Genomic DNA, 22,079 nt, shown 5'->3' on the forward strand with positions numbered 1-22,079 from the left:
CGTCACGCCCCTGTGAGCTTCGCGAACTTCGATTCGTAGGCCGTCTCTTCCTTCTCGCTCAGCGAGCGGAAGGCATGGGACTTGGCCTGCATGGCCTTGTCGGGAATGATCAGCGGGTTGTCCGCCGCCGACTTGTCGATCTTCGCCAGCTCTTCCTTCACCCCGTCGACGGGACAGACGTAGTTGATGTAGGCGGCGAGCTCCGCGGCCGGCCCGGGCTCGTAGTAGTAGTCCATGAGCCGCTCGGCGTTCGTCTTGTGACGCGCCTTGTTGGGGACCAGCATGTTGTCGGACGAGGTCAGGTAGCCGCTGTCCGGGATGATGAAGTCGACGTCCGGGCTGTCCGCCTTGAGCTGGACGACGTCACCGGCCCAGGCGAGACAGGCCGCGAAGTCGCCCTTGGTGATGTCGGCCGTGTAGTCGTTGCCGGAGAAGCGGCGGATCTGGCCGTTGTCGACGCCCTTCTGGAGCCGGGCGATCGCCGCGTCGAAGTCGTCGTCGGTGAACTTCGACGGGTCCTTGCCCATGTCGAGGAGCGTCATGCCGATGCTGTCGCGCATCTCCGACAGGAAGCCGACACGGCCCTTGAGCTTGGGGTTGTCGAGCAGGTCGGAGACCGACTTCACCTCGATGCCGTCGAGCGCCTTCTTGTTGTACGCGATGACGGTCGAGATGCCCTGCCACGGGTACGAGTAGGCGCGGCCCGGGTCCCAGTCGGGGCTGCGGAACTGGTCCGACAGGTTGGCGAAGGCGTGCGGCAGGTTGGACGGGTCCAGTTTCTGGGCCCACCCCAGGCGGATCAGCCGGGCCGCCAGCCAGTCGGTGAGGACGATGATGTCGCGGCCGGTGTCCTGGCCCGCGGCGAGCTGCGGCTTTATCTTGCCGAAGAACTCGTTGTTGTCGTTGATGTCCTCGGTGTACTTGACCGAGATGCCGGTCCGCTTGGTGAACGCGTCGAGCGTGGGGTGGTGCTTCCCGCTGTCGTCGACGTCCATGTACTCGGTCCAGTTGGAGAAGTTGATCGTCTTCTCCTTCGCCGAGTGGTCCTCGGCGGAGACGCCGCCCTGGGTCTTGCCGGCCGCGGGGATCCCGCAGCCGCTGAGCGCCCCGAGACCGCCGACGGCGAGCGCGCCGCCCGCGGAGGCCCGCAGCAGCGAACGCCGCGTGAGGGAGGCCCTGCCATTCCTGAAACTGCGCTGCATGGCGGCCAGCGTGGCCGGGGACAGGCGTTCGGGCTCGTACTGCTCCATGCTCTGGTGCCCTTTCGGAAGGATCGCGGCCGTGGTCGCGGCCTGGTCTGCCTTTGGCCGTAGCCGAACGTCGGCTAGGTCCGGTCCCCGAAGATCGTGCGGTGCCAGTCCTTCCGGGCCACCGCGGTGTTGTCGAACATGACGTGCTTGACCTGCGTGTACTCCTCGAAGGAGTAGGCGGACATGTCCTTGCCGAAGCCGGACGCCTTGTAGCCGCCGTGCGGCATCTCGCTGATGATCGGGATGTGATCGTTGACCCAGACACAGCCCGCCTTGATCTCGCGGGTCGCGCGGTTCGCACGGAAGACGTCACGGCTCCAGGCGGAGGCGGCCAGTCCGTACGGGGTGTCGTTGGCGAGCGCGATGCCCTCGTCGTCGGTGTCGAAGGGGAGCACGACGAGCACCGGGCCGAAGATCTCGGCCTGCACGATTTCACTGTCCTGCCCGGCGTCGGCGACGAGCGTGGGCGCATAGTACGCGCCGCTCTTGAGATCGCCCTGTGGGGCTTCTCCGCCGGTCACCACGCGCGCGTAGCCGCGGGCCCGGTCGACGAATCCGGCGACGCGGTCGCGCTGGGCGTGCGAGATCAGCGGGCCGAGATCGGTGTCAGGCGCGAAGGGATCGCCCACGCGGACGCTCGCCATCAGGGCGGCGGTCTTCGACACGAACGCTTCGTAGAGAGGCCTCTGCACGTACGCGCGCGTGGCGGCCGTGCAGTCCTGCCCGGTGTTGATGAGTGAACCGGCGACCGCGCCGTTCACGGCGGCGTCCAGGTCCGCGTCGTCGAAGACGAGGAAAGGCGCCTTGCCGCCCAGCTCCAGGTGGAGCCGCTTGACGGTCGAGGTGGCGATCTCGGCGACGCGCTTGCCGACGGCGGTGGACCCGGTGAAGGAGGTCATGGCGACGTCGGGGTGGCCGACGAGGTGCTCTCCGGCCTCCTTGCCCAGCCCCGTGACGATGTTGATGACCCCGTCGGGGATCCCGGCCTCCGTCGCCGCCTCGGCGAACAGGAGGGAGGTGAGCGGGGTCAGCTCGGCGGGCTTCAGGACGATCGTGTTGCCGGCGGCGATGGCCGGGAGGATCTTCCAGGCAGCCATCTGGAGGGGGTAGTTCCAGGGCGCGATGGAGCCGACGACGCCGATGGGCTCACGGCGTACGTACGAGGTGTGGTCGCCGGAGTACTCGCCCGCGGACTGGCCCTGCAGATGCCTGGCCGCGCCCGCGAAGAAAGCGGTGTTGTCGATGGTGCCCGGCACATCGAACTCGCGCGTCAGCTTGAGGGGCTTGCCGCACTGGAGCGACTCCGCCTGGGCGAACTCCTCGGCGCGGTCGGCGAGCACCGCGGCGAAGCGGTGCAGCGCGTCGGAGCGCTCGCCGGGGGTGGCGCCGGCCCAGCCGGGGAAGGCCGCGCGTGCCGCCGCGACGGCGAGGTCGACGTCCGCGGTGCTCGCGAGCTCGTATGTGTAGACCTCGTCGCCGGTGGCGGGGTTCACGACCGCGTGTGTGCGGCCCGAGGTGCCCTTGGTCAGCCGGCCCGCGATGTACTGCGCGCCGTCCGCGAGGCGGTCCTGCGCCTGGAAGCGATGGCCCGGATTGTGCATGTCGCTCTCCTCCGCCGCCCTCCCCGTGACTGCAGGGGTCGGCGTAGCTCCAGCTCGATTTGAGTGCCGATCCTGACAGAGCAAAGGGACTCCAACAAGTGATTCCGTTGTTGCCTTTTGGTTACGCGACGGAATCTGTCGACCAGGTGTCGAGTCCTTCTGGAAAAGGAAGGACGGAATGTCAGTGGTGCGTGCCACAGTGGCGTGTATGGGGAAGATCGATTCTTGGGAAGCGCTGGTCAGCGCGGTCGACTCGGGGGCGAGGGTCAAGTACCTGCACTTCTGGGGGCACCGCCCGCGACCGGACGGTCAGGTGAGCGCGAGCTGCCTCAGCCAGTGGTGGCCGTCACCGTTCGTAGTCGACGAAGTCGAGTACGCGACGGCTGAGCACTGGATGATGGCGTCGAAAGCACGGCTCTTCGGCGACAAGGAAGCGGAGCGGCACGCCGTCGACGCGTCCAGCCCCGCGCTCGCGAAGAAGGCCGGGCGGCTGGTCCGCGGGTTCAACGACGCCATATGGGAGCGCGAGCGGTTCGGGATCGTGGTCGAGGGCAGCGTCCACAAGTTCGCCGCGCACGCCGATCTGCGGGAGTTCCTGCTGGGCACGGGCGAGAGGGTGCTGGTCGAGGCCAGTCCCCTGGACCGTGTCTGGGGCATCGGGCTCGCGGCGGACGACGAGCGGGCGGCGGATCCCGAGCGGTGGCGGGGGCCGAATCTGCTGGGGTTCGCGCTGATGGAGGCGCGGGGGCGGCTCCGCTAGGCGTTCAGGCTCCGCCAGGCGTTCAGTGGAGGGGCGGTGCCCTGTGGCCGCGCTCCTCTCTTATTGGCCCTTCTTACTGGCCCTTCTTACTGGCGCTCGTCCTCACTGCTGCTCCACCAGGGGACCAGCGGTCACCGCTGCTCCCCTACGAGGGACGTGGAGAAGCCGTCGCCGTCGCTCGAACCGCCGTTCCCACTGTCGTCCGGGACCACGATGAGGAAGACGAGCATCCCGACCCCCAGGGCGATACCGACCGCTCCGCAGATGATCCCGGCCAGCGCCTGCCCCGGGTTCGTCGCCTCGCCCCGGCGTGCCTTGCGGCGGCCGATCACGCCGAAGATCACACCGAGGATGCCCAGCACGATCGCGAGCGGCCACAAACAGAACACGACCGCCGCGAGGATGCCGAGCACGAGGCCGGCGGTGCCCATGCCATTGCTCGCCGCGGGCGGCAGCACGGGCCAGCCGTAGCCGGGGACGCCTTGGTAGGCCGCCTGCGCCGGGGCGGTGGCGTACTGCGGGTAGCCGTAGCCGTACGGGAGCGCTCCGGGGCCATCGGGGGCGATGGGCGGCGGGGGGACGGGTTCGCCGGGGGCGGGCTGGGGGTAGGGGGCGCGGGCCTCGGGCGGCGCGAAGGGGTTGCCCCAGGGCTGCGGCTGCGGCTGCGGGGCGGGGGCGCCGGGCGAGGGCGGTGCGAAGGGGGCGTCGGACGAGGGGGGTGCGAAGGGGTTGTCCCAGGGCTGAGGGCCGGGGGTGCCCGCGCCGGGGACGGCGGTGGCCGTGGGCCGGTCGTGCGCGTAGGGAGGCGTGGGCGCGGTGCCCCAGCCGGAGGGAGCCGTTTCCGCGGGGGGAGCCCAGGGGTTCGGCGCGGGGCTCCGGTCGGTGGCGGGCTTGTCCAGGGGGACCTTGGACACCGCGTCCCCCGAGTCGACGCCCGGCGCAGCGCTCCCCGTGGGCACCGCGTCCGTCGGCGCAGCCGGAATCCCCTGGTCCGGCGGAGCCCACGCGGCGTCGTCGCGTGGCGCTTCCGGCGTGCGGGCGTCGTCGGACATGCGCGGGGTCCCCTCTGTCGTACGTTCCGTCATGCTACGGCCCTAGGTGCGTGCCGGAGCGATCTCCGCGGCGTCGAGGGCGGCCGTCGGAGACGCCCTTCCCGCGCCGCGCGGGCCGCCGCCTACGATGATCCCTGAGTCACCGATCAGCCGATCACCCGCGTCCCGCCGACCACGGTCCCGTGACGCCGTTCCGGGGAGGAACCTTGACCGACCAGCACACCGCCCGCGAAGACGCCCGCGATCTGCACGCCTTCATCGCCGGACTGCCCAAGGCCGAACTGCACGTGCACCACGTCGGCTCCGCCTCCCCGCGCATCGTGTCCGCCCTGGCCGCCCGGCACCCCGACTCCGCCGTGCCGACCGACCCCGAGGCCCTCGCGGACTACTTCACGTTCACGGACTTCGCCCACTTCATCCAGGTGTATCTGTCCGTCGTCGACCTCATCCGCACGCCGGAGGACGTACGGCTGCTGACGTACGAGGTCGCGCGGGACATGGCCCGGCAGCAGGTCCGTTACGCCGAGCTGACCATCACCCCGTGGTCCTCCACCCGTCGCGGCATCGACGAGCGCGCCTTCATGGACGCGATCGAGGACGCCCGCAAGGCGGCCGAGGCCGAGCTCGGTGTCGTACTGCGGTGGTGCTTCGACATTCCCGGCGAGGCCGGGCTCGAAGCCGCCGAGGAGACCGTGCGGCTCGCGACCGAGGACCGGCTGCGGCCGGAGGGGCTGGTCTCCTTCGGGCTGGGCGGGCCCGAGATCGGCGTACCGCGGCCGCAGTTCAAGCCGTACTTCGACCGCGCGATCGCGGCCGGACTGCGGTCGGTGCCGCACGCCGGTGAGACGACCGGTCCGGAGACGGTCTGGGACGCGCTGAACGACCTGCGCGCGGAGCGCATCGGGCACGGCACGAGCTCCGCGCAGGACCCGAAGCTGCTCGCCCACCTCGCCGAGCACCGGATCGCCCTTGAGGTCTGCCCGACCTCCAACATCGCCACCCGCGCGGTCCGCACCCTCGACGAGCACCCCATCAAGGAGTTCGTGCGGGCCGGGGTGCCCGTCACCATCAACTCCGACGACCCGCCGATGTTCGGCACCGACCTCAACAACGAGTACGCGGTCGCCGCCCGGCTCCTCGACCTCGACGAGCAGGGCCTCGCCGCGCTCGCCAAGAACGCGGTCGAGGCGTCGTTCCTCGACGAGGCCGGCAAGGCGAAGCTCGCCGGAGAGATCGACACGTACGCCTCGACCTGGCTCGCGCCCTGACACGTCGCACCACCACAATGGGCGGCATGCGCATCGTGACCGCCGTCGCCCATCGCGGCGCCCCCTATCGTGTCCGCGAGAACACGATCGACTCGCTGCGTTCCGCGCTCCAACTGGGCGCGGACGCGGTCGAGATCGACGTACGACTGACCCGTGACGGCGTGCCCGTGCTGCTGCACGACGAGACGCTGAAGCGGCTCTGGGAGCGGGACCGGCCGCTGCGCTCGCTCTCCTCGGACGAGGTGCGCGGGCTCACGGCCGGCGGGGTACCCACGCTGGTCGAGGCCCTCAAGGAGACCGAGGACAGCCGGATCATGGTCGACCTGCCGGGCGAACCCGACGGCAGGGCCGTACGCCGGATCGTCGACGTCATCCGCGAGTGCGGGGCGGAAGAGCGCGTGTACTACTGCGCGGGCGCCCCGGCCATGCTGGCGGTGCGAGCCGCCGACCCCGCCGCGGAGATCGCGCTGACCTGGACGAGCGTCGCGCCACCGCGGCCGGCGCTGCTCGAAGCCGTGCGGCCGCGGTGGCTCAACTACCGCTTCGGGCTGGTCGACCGCGAGCTCGCCGCCCGCGTCCACCGCGATGGCTACCTGCTGTCCGTGTGGACCCCGGACACCCGCCGCTCCATGCGGCGCCTCCTGGACATGGGCGTCGACTCGATCACCACGAATCGCATCGACGCGCTGTGCGCCCTGCGCAAGGGCTGACTCGGGCGACGGTACGGCGTTCTCGCGTCACCTGGACGGCAGGACCCTGACGGCAGGACCCTGTGCCGGCCCGAGCAGCGCTCCGAGGAGTGGCCCAGCGACTGCGGGCATCAGCGCTCGCCCGCGAACTCCCTCGGCGGGGCGATCGCCTGGGCATCCGCCCCCTCCCCCACCCACAGGCCGATCAGCAGCGCCGCCGTCGCCTCCAGCAGTCCCGCCCGGGCCAGCTCCCCCGCGTTGAGGGGCTCGCAGCCCAGGTCGCGCACGAGTCGCCGTACGACGTCGAGCGCGTCCTCGTCGTCGCCGCACAGCGGGACCGCGAGCGGGCGGCCGTCGAAGACCGGTGGGGTCAGCCGCCAGACGTCCTCGTGGCAGAGGTTGAAGGCCTTGACCACCTGCGCGTCGGGGGCGGCGGCCGCGAGCCGTTCGGCCGCGGACCTGCCTCCCGCCGTCTCCAGGACGAATCCCGGGCCCACCGGATTGACGCAGTCGATCAGCACCCGGTCGTGCAGGGCGCCCCGGAGCCTCGCGACGACCTCGGCAACGGCCGCGTACGGCAGCGCGAGCAGCACCGCGTCCACGCCGAACTCGGCCGCCGCCCGCAGATCGCCACCGCGTCCGCCGAACCGCCCGGCGAGCCGGGCCGCGCGTTCCACGTCCCGCCCGCCCACGCGGACTTCGTGACCCGCGCGCGCCCACCGTGTGCCGAGCGCGTCCGCCATGCTCCCCGTACCGAGAATCCCGATCCTCATCAGCCTCGTATCCCTTCTGTCGCCGGATCCAGGACGACAGTAGGAATCCGCTCGGGCACCATTCGGTACGTGACGACCGAAGACTTCCTCGCGGACTGCCGGGCCCGGCTCGCCTTCGATCTGCTGGCCAACACCTGGAACTCCGTTGTGCTGTGGGCCTTGCGGCACGGCCCGGTGCGCCACGGTGAGCTGCGCGAGCTCATCGGCGGCATCAGCCAGAAGGTGCTGACCGAGACGCTGCGGCGGCTGGAGTTCAACGGGCTCGTTCTGCGGCGGGCGTACGGCGGTTCGCCGCCTCGGGTCGAGTACGAACTCACCGGGCTCGGGCGGTCGTTGCTCGACCCCATCGGCGCCTTCGGTGCCTGGGCCTTCGAGCACGGCGACGAGGTCATGGCCGCGCAGGAGCGCTACACGCGGGAGCGTTGAGCGACCGTCGCCGGGTCGGTGGGCGTGGCGCGCGTCAGGTACTGCGGTACCGGGGCCGTGTCCTTGCCGTTGTCGCGGACCAGGCCGTAGCGGATGGCGCCCTGGGCCGGGCCGGTCGCGACGTCCTTGTCCGCCTCGTCCCAGCTCGACGGAAAGACGATCAGGCCGTAGTCGGCGCCCCGTTCGTTCACGGTGAGGGTGACGGTGCCGTCGAGGTAGAAGTACTCGTTCTGCCACATCTGCTGGGTGCCGGACGGCAGTACGGCGTATCCGATGTCCGGCCCGCCCATGCCGGTGGCGTAGCCGTCGGGGCTCCCCGCGAGGGCGTCGTCCATGCGGCGGCCACCACCCGACGCCACGTGGAAGAGCTTCCCCTCAAGGCGGGTCCAGGCCGGCATGACCAGCGCCCCGGGCCGGGACTTCGGCGAGATCTGCCAGCGCACCAGGACGTATCCCTTGCCGCTGAGGGTCACACCGTCTCCGCGGTGCTGCATCACGGCCTTCGCGCCGCCGGTGCTGGTGATCCCGGACTCGGTCCGGTGCGGCAGGGCACCGGGCCGCGCGTCCGGATCCGGAGCCCGGTCGACGGCATCGACGACCGTGCCGTACACGTCGGTCCTCGTCGGCGACGGTGAGGGCGAGGGCGAGGCGGACGGTGAGGCTGCCGGGGTGCGCGAAGGGGGACGGGCCGTACTCGCCGCCGTGGGCGCGACGGCTGCCCGCGCGGGCGGCTTGTCCGGGGTCCGCGTCACGACGTAGGCGCCGCCGGCCACGATCGTCGCGCCGGCCGTCATCGCCACGGCGGGCTTGGTGAGGGCGCTGATCACCTTGGCGGACCATCCGACGCCGGTCGCGGCCGCCGCCGTCTTGCCCCCCAGGGCCAGCGAGAGCGTGAAGCCGACCGGCACCGGGACGAGCGCGATCCCGACGAGGAGCCGTTCGGCGGGTACGACCGCCTCGCGCGCCCCTGAGCAGGAGGCGCAGCCCCTGATGTGGCGGGCCAGGCGTTTGCGCCACACCGAGTCGGGGCGCCCGGACCAGCGGGCGGTCACCTCGGGCAGGTCCGGGCAGGACGAGTCGAGCGCCCGGACGATGCCGCGCGCGGTCTCCAGGCGTTCCTTCATGCGCTGGACGCGGACGGCGGTGTGCTGCCGGCTGATGCCGACGGCCGCCGCCAGTTCGCGCCGGGTGAGCTCGCCGGCGACCTCCAGCCACCACAGCGACAGCAGTTGGCGGTCCTCGTCGTCGAGCCAGCGCACCGCCTCCGCGACCTCGCGCCGCTGCCCCTCCAACTGGAGCCGCAGCACCGTCAGTTCGGCGAAGTCGGCCGCCTGTTCGCCCGCGCCGTCGTCGAGCGTCTCGGAGGTCCGGCGGCGCGCCCGGTCGCGTATCTGCCGCATCGCGATGGCGACCAGCCAGGACCGGAAACTGTCCGGATCGCGCAGCGAGCCGAGGTTGTCGACGGCGCGCAGCATGGTCTCCTGCACGACGTCGTCGACGTCCGCGTGGCCGTTCAGGGCGCGGCCGACGATGTTGTAGACGAGGGGCAGCCAGCCCGCGACCAGTTCGTCGAGCGCGCGCCGGTCGCCGGCCTGTGCGGCCGCGATGGTGGAGCGCCACTCCCGCCCGTCCACGTACGTCCTCTCCATGGTCGCTTCGCCCTCGGAACGTACCTTCTCCGCCATCTCCGTGGCGCACGGGGCCGTATCGCAGGACGGTTCACCTTCGGAGACGGCGGGGGCCCCTCGGCGATAACAGTTTTTCGCGGCCCCCTAGGGGCGACCCTTGCGCCGATGCCGGGGACGGCGCCCTCCCCAGTGACGATCCCGGCGATCTCGTACGGCCGGAGGATGAACATCGACTTCGACCGGCACACCGGTCTTTCGATTCATTCGATTCAAGCGATCAACTGATCCCAGGAGTGCTCAATGGCCGTACGCCGCCCCGCAGTTGCCCTCGTCGCCACCCTCGCCCTCGGTCTCGCCGCCGGGCCGGTGCTGAGCGCACCGGCGTTCGCCTCGCCGTCCGCCCAGAAGGCCGCGGTGGCCGCGCGGACGACCGGACCCGACGCCGAGGCCCTGCGCGCCGCGCTCGCCGGGCTCCCGGACGCGGACGCGACCGCCGCGCTGGTACGGGTCGGGGGCACTGACGGCAGCTGGCGCGGCAGCGCGGGCGTGCACGATCTGATGAGCGGCGCGAAGGCCGACCCGAACGCCCGTTTCCGTGCCGGTTCCACCACCAAGGTGGTCACCGCGGCGGTCGTGCTCCAGCTCGCGGCGGAGGGCAAGGTCGGTCTGAGCACGCCCGTGCAGCACTACCTGCCCGGACTGCTGTCGACCGCCTTCAAGCCCATCACCGTACGGCAGTTGCTGAACCACACCAGCGGGATCCAGGCGGGCGACGGCTTCGGCGACGCCTTCGAGGACGCGTACGCCCACCGCTTCGACACTCTCACGCCGAAGGAGGTCGTCGCCTCGGCGGTGGCGAAGGGCCCGGAGTTCTGCCCGGGCAAGCAGCAGGACTACCTGAACATCAACTACACGATCCTCGGCATGCTGATCGAGAAGGTGACCGGGCACTCGTACGCGCAGGAGGCGGAGCACCGGATCTTCCGGCCCGCCGGGATGCGCGACTCGTACTTCCCCGGTACCGACCCGCGCATCCACGGACCGCACAACCACGGCTACCAGGCGGTGAAGCAGGCCGACGGGACGACGAAGTTCGTCGACGTCACCGACTGGAACCAGGCGGACCGCTGGGCGGCGGGCGACATGATCTCCACGACGGCGGACTTGGAACGGCTGATCACCCATCTCTTCCGGGGCGATCTGGTTCCCGGACCGCAGCTGGAGGAGATGTTCACCGTGCCCTCGGGCATCGACGGCGCCGACATGAGCGCCGGGCTCCAGCGCTTCGAGTACGGAGGGAAGGTCTACTGGCTCAAGTCCGGTGCCCGGTACGGCTACAGCTCGGTCGTCGCGGCCACCCGTGACCTGTCCCGCACCCTCGTCTACTCGATCAACACCACCGACGCGAAGGGCGAGTCGATGAACCCGGTCGCCCAGCGGATCGCGATGGCGGCGCTCAAGTAGCGGGAACCGGAGCGGCGCCGGGATACGGGGTGAGCGCCTCCAGACGCTTGATCCTCTTCCGTACGACGTACAGGGGGATCACCCCGAAGATCCCGAAGGACATGTCGACGACGGTCCACCAGAAGGGAATCCCGCGGATCGGCCCGCAGACGAGCGCGAGCGGGATGATGCCGGCGCAGGCGATCATGGCGAACTCGACGACCCAGATGTTGCGGACCGGATCGCGGTACGGCCCGTAGAAGGCGACCGCGATCACGAGATGTGCGAACGCCAGCCAGTCCGTGCCGTACAGCACGAAGGGATAGTCGGCGTCGGCGGCGTCGAGCCCGTGGCGTACGTGCTCGATCCAGTCCATCAGGGCGGGCAGGTGCTCGGGCACGGACAGGGACCGCAACAGGTCCTCGGTCCAGCGCAGTTCGTGCACCAGGGGGAAGGCCGTGGCGCCGCTGAGCACCAGGCAGACGACGAACAGGACCAGCCACGCGCGAATGCCCTTCAGCAGGGCGGCTCTCTCGCTCATGACCGGAGCGTACGCCCAGACTTGAACATGTTCAAAACTGTATCCGGCCAGCCCACCGCACGGGGTTACGGCCTGGTGAGCGGCGAGCGGCTGCCGCTGCATGCGACGGCCGCGGGCAAGGTGTGCTGGAACACCGCCTGGGCGAACCGCCCCTCGGGCAGGAACGCCAAGAACGACAGGAACGCCAGGGGTCGGTGGAGCTCAGCCGCGTGCCGAGGCGCCCAGGGTCTCGGCACGCTGTGCGAGCCGCTTCAGGGCCGTCTCGCCCCACTTGAGATTCGCCTGCTCCAGGGCCATGCCGCCGAGCAGGGTGAGGTAGGGGCCGATGCGCTCGACGGTGGAGAGGTACTCCTCCTCGGTGCGTCCGGCGAGCATGCGCTCCTGCGCGCGCCGGTAGCGGGCCAGTTTGGCGGTGGACCGCTCCACTCGCTCGGCGACCCCGGCCCGGACGGCCTCGACGTCGCCGATGTCGACGCACTGCACCTTGACCATCAGCTCGTCCCGGATCGCCGTCGGCCTGCTGGGGACTTCGGCGGTGTAGGCACGCATCGCGTCGAGCCCGGCGTCGGTGAGCGAGAACAGCCGTTTGTTGGGCCGGCGCTCCTGCTGCACGACGCGAGCGGAGACGAGCCCGTCGCTCTCCATGCGCTCCAGCTCCCGGTAGATCTGCTGGGGCGTGGCCATCCAGAAGTTGGCGACGGAGGCCTCGAACCCCTTCGCGAGGTCGTACCCGGACGCCTCACCCTCCAGAAGCGCGGCCATCACCGCGTTGCGCAGAGCCATTTTCCCAACCTAACACCAGGTTGATTAGTCAAGGAGACGACCATTCGGCGGCCTCTCACCGTGGTCGGCGAGCGTGGTCACCGGGAGCAGAGCGGGCCGCTTGGCCCTTCGGCCGTCGCCGGACGACCGGCCGCGCACCCGACGGGCGAGCCAGGGCCCCAGGAACGAGCCGGCCCAGCGCAGTTCGGCACCGACGGCCCGCAGGCCATGGCGCGCCTCCGTGTCGGGAGGCAGGGGCAGCGTCCAGCTGTCGTCGCTGCCCGGCAGGCCGAGCGCGTCGGCGACCGCGGCCGCGATGCGGGCATGGCCGAGCGGACTGGCGTGCAACCGGTCGGCGCTCCACAGCCGGGGATCGGTCATCACGGGGTGCTGGGAGGCTTCGACCACCACCGCGCCGTGGCGCCCGGCCGCTTCCCGGACGCGGTCGTTGAGCGCGAAGACCCGGTGGGCGACCGGTCGCGCCAGCGGGGTGATCCGGCCCATGTCCGGGAAGGTGAGCGTCACCACGACGGCGCCCTGTGCGGTGAGCGCGGCGTACATCGCCTCCAGATGGCCGACCACCTCGTCCAGGTCGACACGGGGCCGCAGCAGGTCGTTGACCCCGGCGACGACCGTGGCGAGGTCCGGCCGCAGCGCGAGAGCCGGGGCGAGCTGTTCGGCACGCACCTGTCCGGCGAGCCGCCCCCGTATGGCGAGATTGGCGTACCGGACGTCCGGGCTGTCCCGCGCGATCTGCTCGGCGAGCCGGTCCGCGCACCCCCGCAGACCGTGGAGGTCGTCGCCGTCGCCCAGCCCTTCGGTCTGGCTGTCGCCCAGGGCGACGTACCGAAGGTATGCGTTGACCGTCACGGTCCGACCGCCTCCCCATCTCAACTTGCCCAACGTGGTGGATAGGAAACTACTCCCCTATTCGCATTGTTGTATATGAGGCCCATCACCCTGGGCCGGTCCGGAGTCCTACGGCTCGACGGATCGCGCGCTCGGTGTCGCCGACGGCTCACGGGTGGGCACGGTGGTGCTGGTCGGAGGCCTGGTCGGGGTCGCCCTGGTGGGGCGGGGGCTGACGGGCCCGGGGGACGCCGACGCCGACGGGGAGGGCGGGGCCGAAGGACTGCTCGCGGGCGGCGGGGCGAGGGGGACCGCGGGAGACGTGGGTGCCTCGGGTGTCGCCAGGCGGAGCGGCAGCGCGACGAGGGCGGCGACGGCGCAGGTCAGGCCGACCCCGGCCGCGGTGCGGAGCAGCCGGCGGCGGGCCGCGCCGCGGCGGATCGCTTCGTATCGGCCGGCGGGTGGGCCGAGGTAGTCGGAGGTGGGTCGCAGGATGACGGCGAGAGGGTCGTCGGGTTCGAACTCCGGACCGTCGTCAGAGTGTGTGATCAAGGCTTCTCCCCAGATGGGCGCGGAGCAGTTCGCGGGCCGCGTGGAGGTCGGCCTTGATGGTTCCTTCCTTGCGCCCGGTCAGCGCGGACACCTCCCGGATCGGCATGTCAGCGTAGTAGTGCAGCAGGATCGGAACGCGCAGTCGTTCCGGCAGCGACTGCACGAGCAGCCGTACCGACGGGTCGGCCTGCTCGGTCGGCGGGCGGACCGCTTCTTCGGTGGTGGCACGGCGCACGGCTCTGCGTTCGCGTTCGAGCCCCCGCCAGTGGTCCCGGACGAGGTTGGCGGCGGTGACGTAGAGGAACCCCCGGGGCTCCGCCACGGATGTCCAGCGGGCCCAGAGCCGGGTGAACGCCTCCGAGGCGATCTCATGCGCCGTCTCGTCGTCGTCGACCAGCCGGCGGCACCAGCCGGCGAGGCGCGGGTAGAGGGCGGCGAACAGCTCGGACGCTGCCGTCTCGCGGGACCGTTTCAACACTCTCCATCGTCGTGATGCCAGTGCCGTGCGGGCACTGCCGTGAGGGCACTCGTGGGGGAAGATCCCGGGCCGTCGGCGTACGTTCCATCGGCCCGGGATCCCCGGGGTCCTGAGGGTGGGTCAGGGGCTCGCGGAGCTGAGCGCGGCGAAGACGATCACGTTGTCGAGGTAGCCGTCACCGGTACGAGGGCCGCCGCAGGTGATGAGACGCAGCTCCGGACGGTCCACGTTCCCGTAGACCTCGTCCGCCGGGAAGTCCGCCTTGGCGACCGTCCGTACGGCGTTGACGGCGAACTCCGCCGTCGTGCCGTTCTCCAGGCGTGTCGTGATCCGGTCGCCCTTGCGCAGCCGCGCGAGGTGACGGAAGACCCCGTCCCCGTAAGCGCCGACCGTGACATGGGCGAGGATCACCGACGGGCCGGTCTGCCCCGGCGTCGGCGAGTGCCGGTACCAGCCCGCACGGTCGTGCGCCGTGATCGGGGGGACCTGCACGCTGCCGTCCGGGGCCAGCCCCAGCTGGATGACCGGGGTGTCGACCCCGATCGCCGGGATCCGCAGCCTGACCGGGACCGAACGCCCCAGCGCATGCGCCGCCTTGGCGGAGGACCGCGAAGGCGCCGGCGTGCTCCCGGAACGTGCGGTACCGACCCGGCCGCCGGCCGCGTGGCCGCCGCAACCCACCAGCGACGAGGCCAACGCGGCCGTCGCCGCGACGGCGAAGGCACGCCTGGAGGGCGAGGTCATTCCCCGGTCGCCCGACGACGACGTACGAGAAACACCGCCGCACCGCCGGCGGCGAACGCCGCGGCGGCACCCCCGCCGATCAGCCCGCCGTCGGCTCCGGACCGCGTAGCCGTCGACGCCACACCGGTGTCGGGCGCTCCGCTCGGCACGACGGAGACCTGGCTGCCCGGGGCCCGGGTCGGTGCGGCGCTCGGGACCGCGGACGGGGCCGCGGACGGGGCGGTGGTGGCGCTCGGGACCGGAGACGGGGCGGTGGTGGAGGTCGGGCGGCTCGTGGCGGCCGGACTCGGGGTCGCCCCGTCGGCGTACGCGGGCACCGTGCTCGCCAGCGCGGCGGTGCACGCGAGTGCCATGGCGCTGAGGACAGTTCGGCGCATGAATCGCTCTCTTTCGTCGGTCCGCCCGCCCGGTGACCCGGCGGGCTGGGTTAGGGATCGAGCGGAGAGACGAGGGAGCGGCGGAGCGGGTTGTAAAGAGATGGCAAAGCCGCCGGAAGCCGATACTGACGCCTCGCGTGTGACTCGGCACGGCGGGCCGAGGATGACCTGTCCGTAGGCGTCGGCGACTTCGGCCAGCCTCTCGGGCGTGACGACGAAGTCCTTGGGCCGGGGGGTGGTGACATCACGCCCGGCCTGCTGGAACATCCCCTCGATGCCGCCCGGGGTGGTGATCATCAGGAGGTCGGCGGTGTCCGAGGTGATGCGGTAGCCGTGCGGAATGTTCTTGGGCAGGTAGACGATGCCGCCTTCGGACAGCTCCATCCGCTCCTCGCCGAGCCAGAGCAACGCCTCGCCCTTGATCAGCATGAATATCTCGTCCTCGCGGGTGTGCATATGGAAGGGCGGCGCCTCACCCTTGCCGACCGCGGACCTTCCCACGGTGAGCTGCCCGTTCGTGGCCTGGCTGTCGAGGAGGACGGAGAACTTACCGCCGTCCAGCCACTCGAGTGTCTACTGCTGCTCGGGTTGGGCCAGGTATGCCATGGTCATGATGCGGATCCTTACGTTCGACTAGGGCAGGAACGGGGCGAGCGTGGCGAGGAGGGCTTCGGGGCGCTCGTCGGGGATGTAGTGACCGCTGTCGGCGATCACCGCCCCCATGACGTGGGGTGCGACAGAGGTCAGGCTGTCGGCCAGGTAGCTCCCGACGCCGTGTTCGCCACCGACGGCCAGTACGGGCATCCGGTACGCATGGTCGGGCACGACATCGGCGGCTTGGTCGCCTTCTCCTACGCCCGTCTGTACCCCGAGCAGGTGCACGAGCTGGCCCTGGTCGCCCTGGCCGTCCCTGGATACGGTCTCGAAGAGATCATGGACCCGGCGTCGGGCGGCCTCTTCCACTTCGGGCTCTTCATGACCCCCGAGGCACCGGAGTTGCTGTTCCAGGGCAACGAACGGACCGGTCAGCCCCAGGGCCTGGAGCAGCACGTGCACGTCGCGTGCCTGGTTGTCCTTGTCGTAGCCGGCCTCCGTGACCGCCGAACCGCCCGTACCGCACAGGTCGGGAGCACGACGGTGTACCCCAGGTCGGCGAGGGCCGCAGCATGTACCGCCATTTCCGCCACGTCTGCGGCCGGCCCTGCAGCAGCACGAGAGGTTCGCCCACACCTCTTTCCGGGCGCACCGTCCTGGCTCCGATCCGGTTCCGGGTGGCTATCGCCGCCTGAGCCCACGGACGGCCATCCCGCCGCACAGAAGACCGCTCCGGGCCCGAGTACCCGGGGCGGTCTCTCGTGTCCCGGGAGAGCGACGGAGACCCCAGGACGGGCCTACGCGGCAGCGGGCGGCTCCTCGTCGTCCGTCCGGGGTGAGACCTCGGGCTTCTTGAAGCGGTGCCACGCGTCGCGCGCCTTCCCGGCGGAGTCGATCACGTCCGGGACCTGGTCGAGTAGCCCCTTCAGAGCGAAGAGGCAGATCGAAGCCACGCCAGCGATGGCGAGAATGAAGAGGATGGCTGCGCCGTCCACCGATCCTGACCTTCCCTGTCATGGGTCGGATCGGGTGCGCAGGCAGCCTCGATCCGAACCCTACGGTTCGGACCGAGACACCCGCGCCGACGTGTGCGCAAATGTTCTCGGTGCTGGCAGGCCGTTGCCCACCAGAGTAAACATTCAAGACTTCTGGGCCAACAAGCCCTAGGTAACTGACTCACGCCGTGCGGGTTACACGTCACGGTTGCCGTGAGGTGTACCAGTCAGCTTCTTCCTGAGTGTGCTTCGCCGCACATTGCGTACGACTACTACTCGTCAAGCAAGATATCACGGGCGCTGCAAACGAAGTCGGGAAACACAACTGAGCCCCACCCCTGTCGAGTTGGGGTGGGGCTGTGAGTCGGTCGGATCAGCTTGGGTCGACAGGGCGGACGCGGTCCAGCGGAACGTCCCATTCGATCCCGCCACCCTCCGGACGCATGAACGCCTGTTGGCTGACGAGCCTGCCCGACTCCTTGAGCCGCTCCTCGATCACGCCAATCAGGTGGCCGGTTCGCTCAGAGATCGTGTCCTCGACGAGTGTTCCCGCCGGGTACGGCAGCTCGCCGTGGCTGAGCATCGTTGCTGGTTTCTCGTGTGTCGTCACTCGGGGCCCCCTCGCTGAAGCGCTCGGGCCAGGCGTTCGGCCACGTCGGCACGCACACGCCCCAGCTCAACGAGCTTCAGGTCAGGGGACGCGAGTTCGACACTCAGGGAGGGGAAGACGATTCCGTTCTCGGTCAGAGCTGCTCGCAGGGACTCCACCGCCGCGTGGGGGTCGATGTCTGGTTTCTTCGTAGCCATGAACGGGACGCTAGAAGTGGGGGGTTGGCGGGCGATATACTGTTTTCTCGAATTTGCTCGATGAGTGATTCAGATTGCTGGTGTTTTCTCCTACGCCCTGCCTCACCCCGTAGTGCCGAGGTGGAGCCCCGTCCATGCTGATTGGATCAACCCCCTGGAAGGGAGAGCGTCCATGGCTCGTCAGTTGCGCTTCACCGGCACAGACAGCAAGGTCGACGGCTGCCCCGCCCTGCACACGGACGAGGGCACCGGCGAGATCATCGTCCAGGGCACGCCGGTCACCGACGCCGGAGACCTCGCACAGCTCCAGCACTTCGGGGCGGACGAGGCAGCGGTGGCCGTGCCGCGCGAACTGCTCGTGAACTGGGGACCGAAGAAGATGGAGCGGGTGCCGGAACTGGTCGACCGGGACACCTTCCGGCTCCTCTTCAAGACCTTCAAGCACACCGCCTGGCGGCTGGAGACGCGACGCGGTTACGCGTCGGACCGACAGGACCCCGACTTTCAGGCGTTCTTGGCCACCGGCTCCTCGCCCTGCGACCCCAACGAGCCCTGGTTCGTCAACATCAAGGCCCAGACCGAGGCTGGCAAGACGGTCGGCCGTGTGCGCGTCGCCGACAACCCGCCGACCACCGAGCAACTGTTCCTGCTCGACTACGCCCGGCACAACGCGGCTGTCGGCGAGGACATCCGTTACCTGTGGCGCGAGGACGCAGCTACCCTGCCCGCCGAAGACTTCTGGATCTTCGACTCGCGCTTGGTCGCCCTGCTGCACTTCGACGACGCCGACAACCTGCTGAACATCGAGCTGATCACCGAACCGGCCGAGGTCGTTCGGTACGCCATCGTGCGTGACGCGGCGATGCACCACGCTGTGCCGTTCGACCAGTTCGCCGCGCAGGTGGCCCCGACCGAATAGCGCGCGTGACCGGTGAGCACTGACTATCAACAGGCACGGGCGGCCTTGGGGACACGGCTGCGCGAACTGCGGTTCACGTGCCCTGGTGGTCGGCTCACCGGTCAGCAGCTCGCCCAGCGGCTCGGCTGGCCAGGTTCCAAGGTCAGCAAGCTGGAGAATGGCAGGCAGACCGCCACCCCCGAGGACCTGAGGGCGTGGGCCGACGCGACCGAGCAGGCGGGCGCGTACCCCGAGCTTGCCGCCCGGCTGGCCGGGTTCGAGTCCCACATCAGGTCATGGCGTCGAGCCCTGGCGAACGGCTTCAAGCCGCTGCACGAAGGGTTGAGCGCGGAGATCGACCGCACCTCGGAAATGTGGGTCTGGGAAGAGTCGGTCATCGCCGGACTGATGCAGACCCCCGAGTACGCGCGCCACGTCATCCAGCGGTATTCGGAGCTGCTGGGCGGAGCCAACGACATTGAGGCCGCCGTGCGTTCCCGGGCGCAGCGGCAGGAGTGGCTGTACCGGTCGGGTCGCAAGCTGCACGTGCTGATGTGGGAAGCTGCGTTGCGGTCGCTGATCTGCCCGCCCTCGGTGCTGGCCGCTCAGCTCGACCGCCTCACGGGCATGGTCGGGATGGACACGGTCGACCTTGGCATCATCCCGTTCACGGCCTCCGTCAAAATCGTGCCCGCAAACGGCTTCTGGGTCCTTGATGACCGCCTGGTGGTCGCCGAGGACTGGCACGCCGAACTGTGGTTGGACGACGCCGACAACATCGCCTTGTACTCGAAGGTCTGGCGCACCTTGCGCGAGTCGGCCGTGTACGGGGCCGACGCCCACAACGTCATCAACGCGGCTAGGCGTGCCCTGAAACCGAGTTGAGGACGCTGTGGGCGCGCGGGGTCACAGCACCCCGAGCGAACTCATCACGAGCAGACACAGTGTCAGCGAACCCCCGAAGACACCGCCGCCAAAAAGAACAGCCGGAGCCTTGGGGGCGGCAGGGGGGTGCATGAGCAGGCCCGCCACGATGCCGATGATGATGGATAGCAAGGTGCAGATGACGACGACCAGCATCTTGATGCCGAGGGAGAGATTCACGGTCCGAATACCTTTCCGGTGATCGGACCGGGTGTCAGACCTCAGCCCGACCACCACGTGACACACGTGTGGTCTTGCCGAGGCCCACCGACGTTGGGGCTCATTGGGGTTGGCCTGGTCAGGGCCACTGGTTACCCGCGTCTCCCTTTAGGGCTCGCAACGCGTGCGGACTCGGGACATGCTTGTCCCTGACCTGGAGCGTCGGGCCCAGGCTCGCTGCGTGCAGTAGAAAGTGGTGCAAGTCTACCGGCACCGGGGCCTGTTGGCGGGTTAGAGAGCCCAACGATACGGGAGTACCTCCCGGGGGCCTCGTGCTGGCGGGTACGGCGGCGCCCCGGGCGCGGGCTCCAGGCCGCCGGAGACCCCACGGGAGGCCGGGACGATATATGCCCGCACCCGCAGGCCGGACCACCGGACGGCCGGAGTCATGTTGAGGCCCCAGGTATGCGCCGGCCGACCTCCCGTGTTGAGATCGGTCACGACTCGTGAGTGCTCGGGAAGGCCTCCGACAGGGTCATTGGGCTTGTTACAACCGCAAGCCCGACAGTGCTTGTGTGCGGCAGAACCTGCATGGTGTCCTGGTATCACAGCAGGCTCGTAGCCGTCCGGCCCCCGCTTCAGCGGGTGATTGACACCGGGGAGCGGGGGACAGCCGGGGCAAGGTTCGCAGCACATGCGGTAGCTTGCGGGGTTCGGACCGCCGACAGGGCGGGGCCTTACCTGTCGCCCATCGAGGTGCGAACGTTCCCGATGAGGAACCCCCGTGTCTGCCTTCGAGTTCAGCCCTGCCGCGTTGCGGCGAATCCACACTGAGCGCGGCATCGGCCAGCGGCGGCTTGCCCGCCAGATCGGCCGTACCAACACCCAACGTGAGCGGCTACGAGAACCGCCACTTCGCCCCGTCGCTCGTCACGTTGGCCGCCATCGCTGACGCCCTCGGCGCTTCCATGGACGATTTCATGACCCGCGCCGACTCCGAGGCGGTGTCGGCCTGATGGACATGCGCGACGCACGACCCATGACCGAGGCCGGAGCGGCGACGCCTGTTGAGGTTGCTGTTCGGTTCCCGTCAGCCCAAGGACCAGGGCAGCGGCGGTGAGGCTGAGTGACCACCGACATGGAGCGGCCCCCGGCGGACCAGGCCGAGGGTCGTCACGAGATTTCCCGTCTCACCTCCAGGAAAGCCCAGGACTTGGACGCCCCACAAGTACCGTCCAGCGGTACCTACGACGACACCCGGGGCGTGCTGGCGAGCGCCATCAGGCTGACGATGGCCGGACACCCGATCCTGCCTTGCTACGTCGTGAACGGTGGCGACCTGTGCACCTGTGGGCGGCCTGACAGGAAGACCGGCGAGCCTTGCCGCAGCGGCAAGCACCCGAACTTCGAGCTGGCCCCCAACGGGTTGAAGGACGCGACCAAAGACCCGGCCGAGCTGATGGAGTGGTTCGACAAGACCGGCGACCGGATCAACTTCGGGTGGCGACTTGACGGCCTCGGCGTAGTGGATATCGACACCAACGACGGCAAGACCAGTGCCGACACCATGACCCGGCTGGAGGCGGAGTACGGCGAGCTGTCACCGACGCTGGTCATCAGAACCGGGCGCGGCGGCCTTCAGCACGTCTACGAACTGCCTGAGGGCATCGAGGACACCTCGGTCTATGCCGACGAGCTTGGGACGCACGTCGACTTCAAGCGCGGAGCCGGTCACTACGTGATGGTGCCCGGGTCGAAGACCGTCAACGTGTACCGCGTGGAGTCCGGCGACCTGCTCAAGCGCACGCCCGTTGATGGGTGGGTCCTGGAGTTGGCGAGGCAGCGTAAGGCGGTGGAGGACACACGCCGACGTGACTCGCAGGCAGACCAGATCATCAAGGCCAATGGCAAGAGCGGGCCGGTGCTCAACACCGACTCGTGGGCCGCCGTGCGCGGGTGGTTGGGCGCGGCCGTCAAGCCGGGTGACGACCCCGAGCGAGGTAACAACAACGCCGCTGAGTTCGTCATCACCAACAACCTGGTCACCGGCTTCCCCTCGCCCTCTCTGGCGGAAGCCGTGGAGGCGGTCACCTCGGCGGACGGTCTGATCGCCGTCACCCCGGTCTTCTCGGCCTCGTACAGCGGGCTCTTCAAGTCGTTCTTCGACATCATCGACAACGACGCCCTCACGGGCAAGGCCGTGCTGGCCGCGGCGACCGGCGGCACGGCACTCGCTCGCCCTGGAGCACGCGCTGCGGCCGCTCCTCGCCTACCTGCGCGCGGTCGTCGTACCCTCCGCCGTCTACGCCGCCTCGGAGGACTGGGGCGGCAGTGGCGACCCCCTCACCGACACACGGCCCACCGGATCACGCGCGCGGCCGCCGAACTGGCCGGGCTCATGCGCCATCGCAGGGGCGCTGTCACCCGAGCTACCGACGACACCGCTGTCGTACCGTTCGAACAGCAATTGAACGCACTGCGCCCCGCATGACGCCGCCCGACCCCGGCA

The 22,079-nt window shown here is 70.0% G+C and carries 24 protein-coding genes and 4 pseudogenes; 10 read left to right on the top strand and 18 right to left on the bottom strand.

Going from position 1 to position 22,079, the window contains the following annotated elements:
• Positions 1–2 precede the first annotated feature (2 nt).
• Together OIC96_RS13255 and OIC96_RS13260 are read right to left on the bottom strand one after the other, a co-directional pair.
• Complete coding sequence (locus OIC96_RS13255) at positions 3–1,250, bottom strand: polyamine ABC transporter substrate-binding protein (RefSeq protein WP_330307632.1); 1,248 nt, start codon at positions 1,248–1,250, stop codon at positions 3–5.
• Between the two features lie 74 nt (positions 1,251–1,324).
• Positions 1,325–2,851, bottom strand: a complete 1,527-nt coding sequence (locus OIC96_RS13260) for a gamma-aminobutyraldehyde dehydrogenase (protein ID WP_330307631.1) — start codon at positions 2,849–2,851, stop codon at positions 1,325–1,327.
• A 178-nt stretch (positions 2,852–3,029) separates the two neighbouring features.
• Between OIC96_RS13260 and OIC96_RS13265 the strand changes: the two genes are divergently transcribed.
• Positions 3,030–3,611, top strand: coding sequence for an NADAR family protein (locus tag OIC96_RS13265; protein ID WP_330307630.1), 582 nt, complete (start codon positions 3,030–3,032; stop codon positions 3,609–3,611).
• A 131-nt stretch (positions 3,612–3,742) separates the two neighbouring features.
• Here the strand turns inward: OIC96_RS13265 and OIC96_RS13270 are convergent, their stop codons facing one another.
• Positions 3,743–4,663: a DUF4190 domain-containing protein gene (locus tag OIC96_RS13270; protein WP_330307629.1), complete on the bottom strand. Its 921-nt coding sequence runs from the start codon at positions 4,661–4,663 to the stop codon at positions 3,743–3,745.
• 153 nt (positions 4,664–4,816) lie between these two features.
• Here OIC96_RS13270 and OIC96_RS13275 point away from each other — a divergent pair.
• A pseudogene (locus tag OIC96_RS13275) lies at positions 4,817–5,931 on the top strand (adenosine deaminase).
• A gap of 26 nt (positions 5,932–5,957) precedes the next feature.
• Positions 5,958–6,641: a glycerophosphodiester phosphodiesterase gene (locus OIC96_RS13280; protein ID WP_330307628.1), complete on the top strand. Its 684-nt coding sequence runs from the start codon at positions 5,958–5,960 to the stop codon at positions 6,639–6,641.
• 110 nt (positions 6,642–6,751) lie between these two features.
• On the opposite strand, the gene OIC96_RS13285 is transcribed toward OIC96_RS13280, so the two are convergent.
• Positions 6,752–7,393, bottom strand: a complete 642-nt coding sequence (locus OIC96_RS13285; RefSeq protein ID WP_330307627.1) for an NADPH-dependent F420 reductase — start codon at positions 7,391–7,393, stop codon at positions 6,752–6,754.
• Between the two features lie 69 nt (positions 7,394–7,462).
• Between OIC96_RS13285 and OIC96_RS13290 the strand changes: the two genes are divergently transcribed.
• Positions 7,463–7,819, top strand: coding sequence for a winged helix-turn-helix transcriptional regulator (locus OIC96_RS13290; protein WP_330307626.1), 357 nt, complete (start codon positions 7,463–7,465; stop codon positions 7,817–7,819).
• Here the strand turns inward: OIC96_RS13290 and OIC96_RS13295 are convergent.
• A complete protein-coding gene (locus OIC96_RS13295; protein ID WP_330307625.1) occupies positions 7,801–9,504 on the bottom strand; it encodes a sigma-70 family RNA polymerase sigma factor in 1,704 nt (567 codons plus the stop codon). The genes OIC96_RS13290 and OIC96_RS13295 overlap by 19 nt on opposite strands.
• A gap of 243 nt (positions 9,505–9,747) precedes the next feature.
• On the opposite strand from OIC96_RS13295, the gene OIC96_RS13300 reads away from it, so the two are divergent.
• Positions 9,748–10,911: a serine hydrolase domain-containing protein gene (locus OIC96_RS13300; RefSeq protein WP_330307624.1), complete on the top strand. Its 1,164-nt coding sequence runs from the start codon at positions 9,748–9,750 to the stop codon at positions 10,909–10,911.
• On the opposite strand, the gene OIC96_RS13305 is transcribed toward OIC96_RS13300, so the two are convergent.
• The 12 genes and pseudogenes from OIC96_RS13305 to OIC96_RS13360 all read right to left on the bottom strand — a co-directional run bounded on the left by OIC96_RS13305 (position 10,904) and on the right by OIC96_RS13360 (position 17,589).
• Positions 10,904–11,431: a hypothetical protein gene (locus OIC96_RS13305; RefSeq protein ID WP_330307623.1), complete on the bottom strand. Its 528-nt coding sequence runs from the start codon at positions 11,429–11,431 to the stop codon at positions 10,904–10,906. The two genes, OIC96_RS13300 and OIC96_RS13305, sit on opposite strands and share 8 nt — an antisense overlap.
• A 201-nt stretch (positions 11,432–11,632) precedes the next feature.
• The gene (locus tag OIC96_RS13310) at positions 11,633–12,214 is read right to left on the bottom strand and encodes a PadR family transcriptional regulator (protein ID WP_330307622.1); all 582 of its coding nucleotides are present in this window, start codon (positions 12,212–12,214) and stop codon (positions 11,633–11,635) included.
• A 24-nt stretch (positions 12,215–12,238) separates the two neighbouring features.
• Positions 12,239–13,063, bottom strand: a complete 825-nt coding sequence (locus OIC96_RS13315; protein ID WP_330307621.1) for an SGNH/GDSL hydrolase family protein — start codon at positions 13,061–13,063, stop codon at positions 12,239–12,241.
• Positions 13,064–13,171: 108 nt separating this feature from the next.
• Positions 13,172–13,594 (bottom strand): hypothetical protein, encoded by a 423-nt coding sequence (locus tag OIC96_RS13320; RefSeq protein WP_330307620.1) that lies wholly within the window; start codon positions 13,592–13,594, stop codon positions 13,172–13,174.
• Positions 13,578–14,069 carry an RNA polymerase sigma factor gene (locus OIC96_RS13325; RefSeq protein ID WP_330307619.1) on the bottom strand — a complete coding sequence of 164 codons (492 nt, stop codon included), beginning with the start codon at positions 14,067–14,069 and terminating at the stop codon, positions 13,578–13,580. Before OIC96_RS13325 ends, OIC96_RS13320 begins: the two co-directional genes overlap by 17 nt.
• A 123-nt stretch (positions 14,070–14,192) precedes the next feature.
• On the bottom strand, positions 14,193–14,816 hold the full coding sequence (locus OIC96_RS13330) for a class F sortase (RefSeq protein ID WP_330307618.1): 624 nt from the start codon (positions 14,814–14,816) through the stop codon (positions 14,193–14,195).
• A complete protein-coding gene (locus tag OIC96_RS13335) occupies positions 14,813–15,193 on the bottom strand; it encodes a sortase-dependent protein (protein WP_330310303.1) in 381 nt (126 codons plus the stop codon). Before OIC96_RS13335 ends, OIC96_RS13330 begins: the two co-directional genes overlap by 4 nt.
• 237 nt (positions 15,194–15,430) lie before the next feature.
• Positions 15,431–15,694 (bottom strand): annotated as a pseudogene (locus OIC96_RS13340) (cupin domain-containing protein); the annotation flags it as partial.
• Positions 15,695–15,826: 132 nt separating this feature from the next.
• Positions 15,827–16,249: an alpha/beta fold hydrolase gene (locus tag OIC96_RS13345; RefSeq protein WP_330307617.1), complete on the bottom strand. Its 423-nt coding sequence runs from the start codon at positions 16,247–16,249 to the stop codon at positions 15,827–15,829.
• Between the two features lie 335 nt (positions 16,250–16,584).
• A complete protein-coding gene (locus OIC96_RS13350) occupies positions 16,585–16,782 on the bottom strand; it encodes a hypothetical protein (protein WP_330307616.1) in 198 nt (65 codons plus the stop codon).
• Between the two features lie 373 nt (positions 16,783–17,155).
• On the bottom strand, positions 17,156–17,392 hold the full coding sequence (locus OIC96_RS13355; RefSeq protein ID WP_330307615.1) for a hypothetical protein: 237 nt from the start codon (positions 17,390–17,392) through the stop codon (positions 17,156–17,158).
• Positions 17,389–17,589 carry a hypothetical protein gene (locus OIC96_RS13360; protein ID WP_330307614.1) on the bottom strand — a complete coding sequence of 67 codons (201 nt, stop codon included), beginning with the start codon at positions 17,587–17,589 and terminating at the stop codon, positions 17,389–17,391. The genes OIC96_RS13355 and OIC96_RS13360 overlap by 4 nt, the downstream gene beginning before the upstream one ends.
• A gap of 172 nt (positions 17,590–17,761) precedes the next feature.
• Here OIC96_RS13360 and OIC96_RS13365 point away from each other — a divergent pair, with 172 nt between their 5' ends.
• Both OIC96_RS13365 and OIC96_RS13370 read left to right on the top strand, forming a co-directional pair.
• Positions 17,762–18,508: a DUF6879 family protein gene (locus OIC96_RS13365; RefSeq protein WP_330307613.1), complete on the top strand. Its 747-nt coding sequence runs from the start codon at positions 17,762–17,764 to the stop codon at positions 18,506–18,508.
• 12 nt (positions 18,509–18,520) lie between these two features.
• Positions 18,521–19,372: a helix-turn-helix domain-containing protein gene (locus tag OIC96_RS13370; protein WP_330307612.1), complete on the top strand. Its 852-nt coding sequence runs from the start codon at positions 18,521–18,523 to the stop codon at positions 19,370–19,372.
• A gap of 21 nt (positions 19,373–19,393) precedes the next feature.
• Here OIC96_RS13370 and OIC96_RS13375 read toward each other — a convergent pair whose 3' ends face one another.
• Entirely contained in the window at positions 19,394–19,591 is a 198-nt protein-coding gene (locus OIC96_RS13375; protein ID WP_330307611.1) for a hypothetical protein, read from the bottom strand.
• 869 nt (positions 19,592–20,460) lie between these two features.
• On the opposite strand from OIC96_RS13375, the gene OIC96_RS13380 reads away from it, so the two are divergent.
• The 3 genes and pseudogenes from OIC96_RS13380 to OIC96_RS13390 form a co-directional block, all read left to right on the top strand.
• Positions 20,461–20,586 (top strand): helix-turn-helix domain-containing protein, encoded by a 126-nt coding sequence (locus OIC96_RS13380; RefSeq protein WP_330307610.1) that lies wholly within the window; start codon positions 20,461–20,463, stop codon positions 20,584–20,586.
• Between the two features lie 275 nt (positions 20,587–20,861).
• Positions 20,862–21,347: pseudogene (locus OIC96_RS13385) on the top strand (bifunctional DNA primase/polymerase); the annotation flags it as partial.
• A gap of 249 nt (positions 21,348–21,596) precedes the next feature.
• Positions 21,597–22,061 (top strand): annotated as a pseudogene (locus OIC96_RS13390) (CE1759 family FMN reductase); the annotation flags it as partial.
• Positions 22,062–22,079 lie beyond the last annotated feature (18 nt).

Origin of the sequence: Streptomyces sp. NBC_00775, from assembly GCF_036347135.1 — a bacterium.
Lineage (GTDB): Bacteria > Actinomycetota > Actinomycetes > Streptomycetales > Streptomycetaceae > Streptomyces > Streptomyces lutosisoli.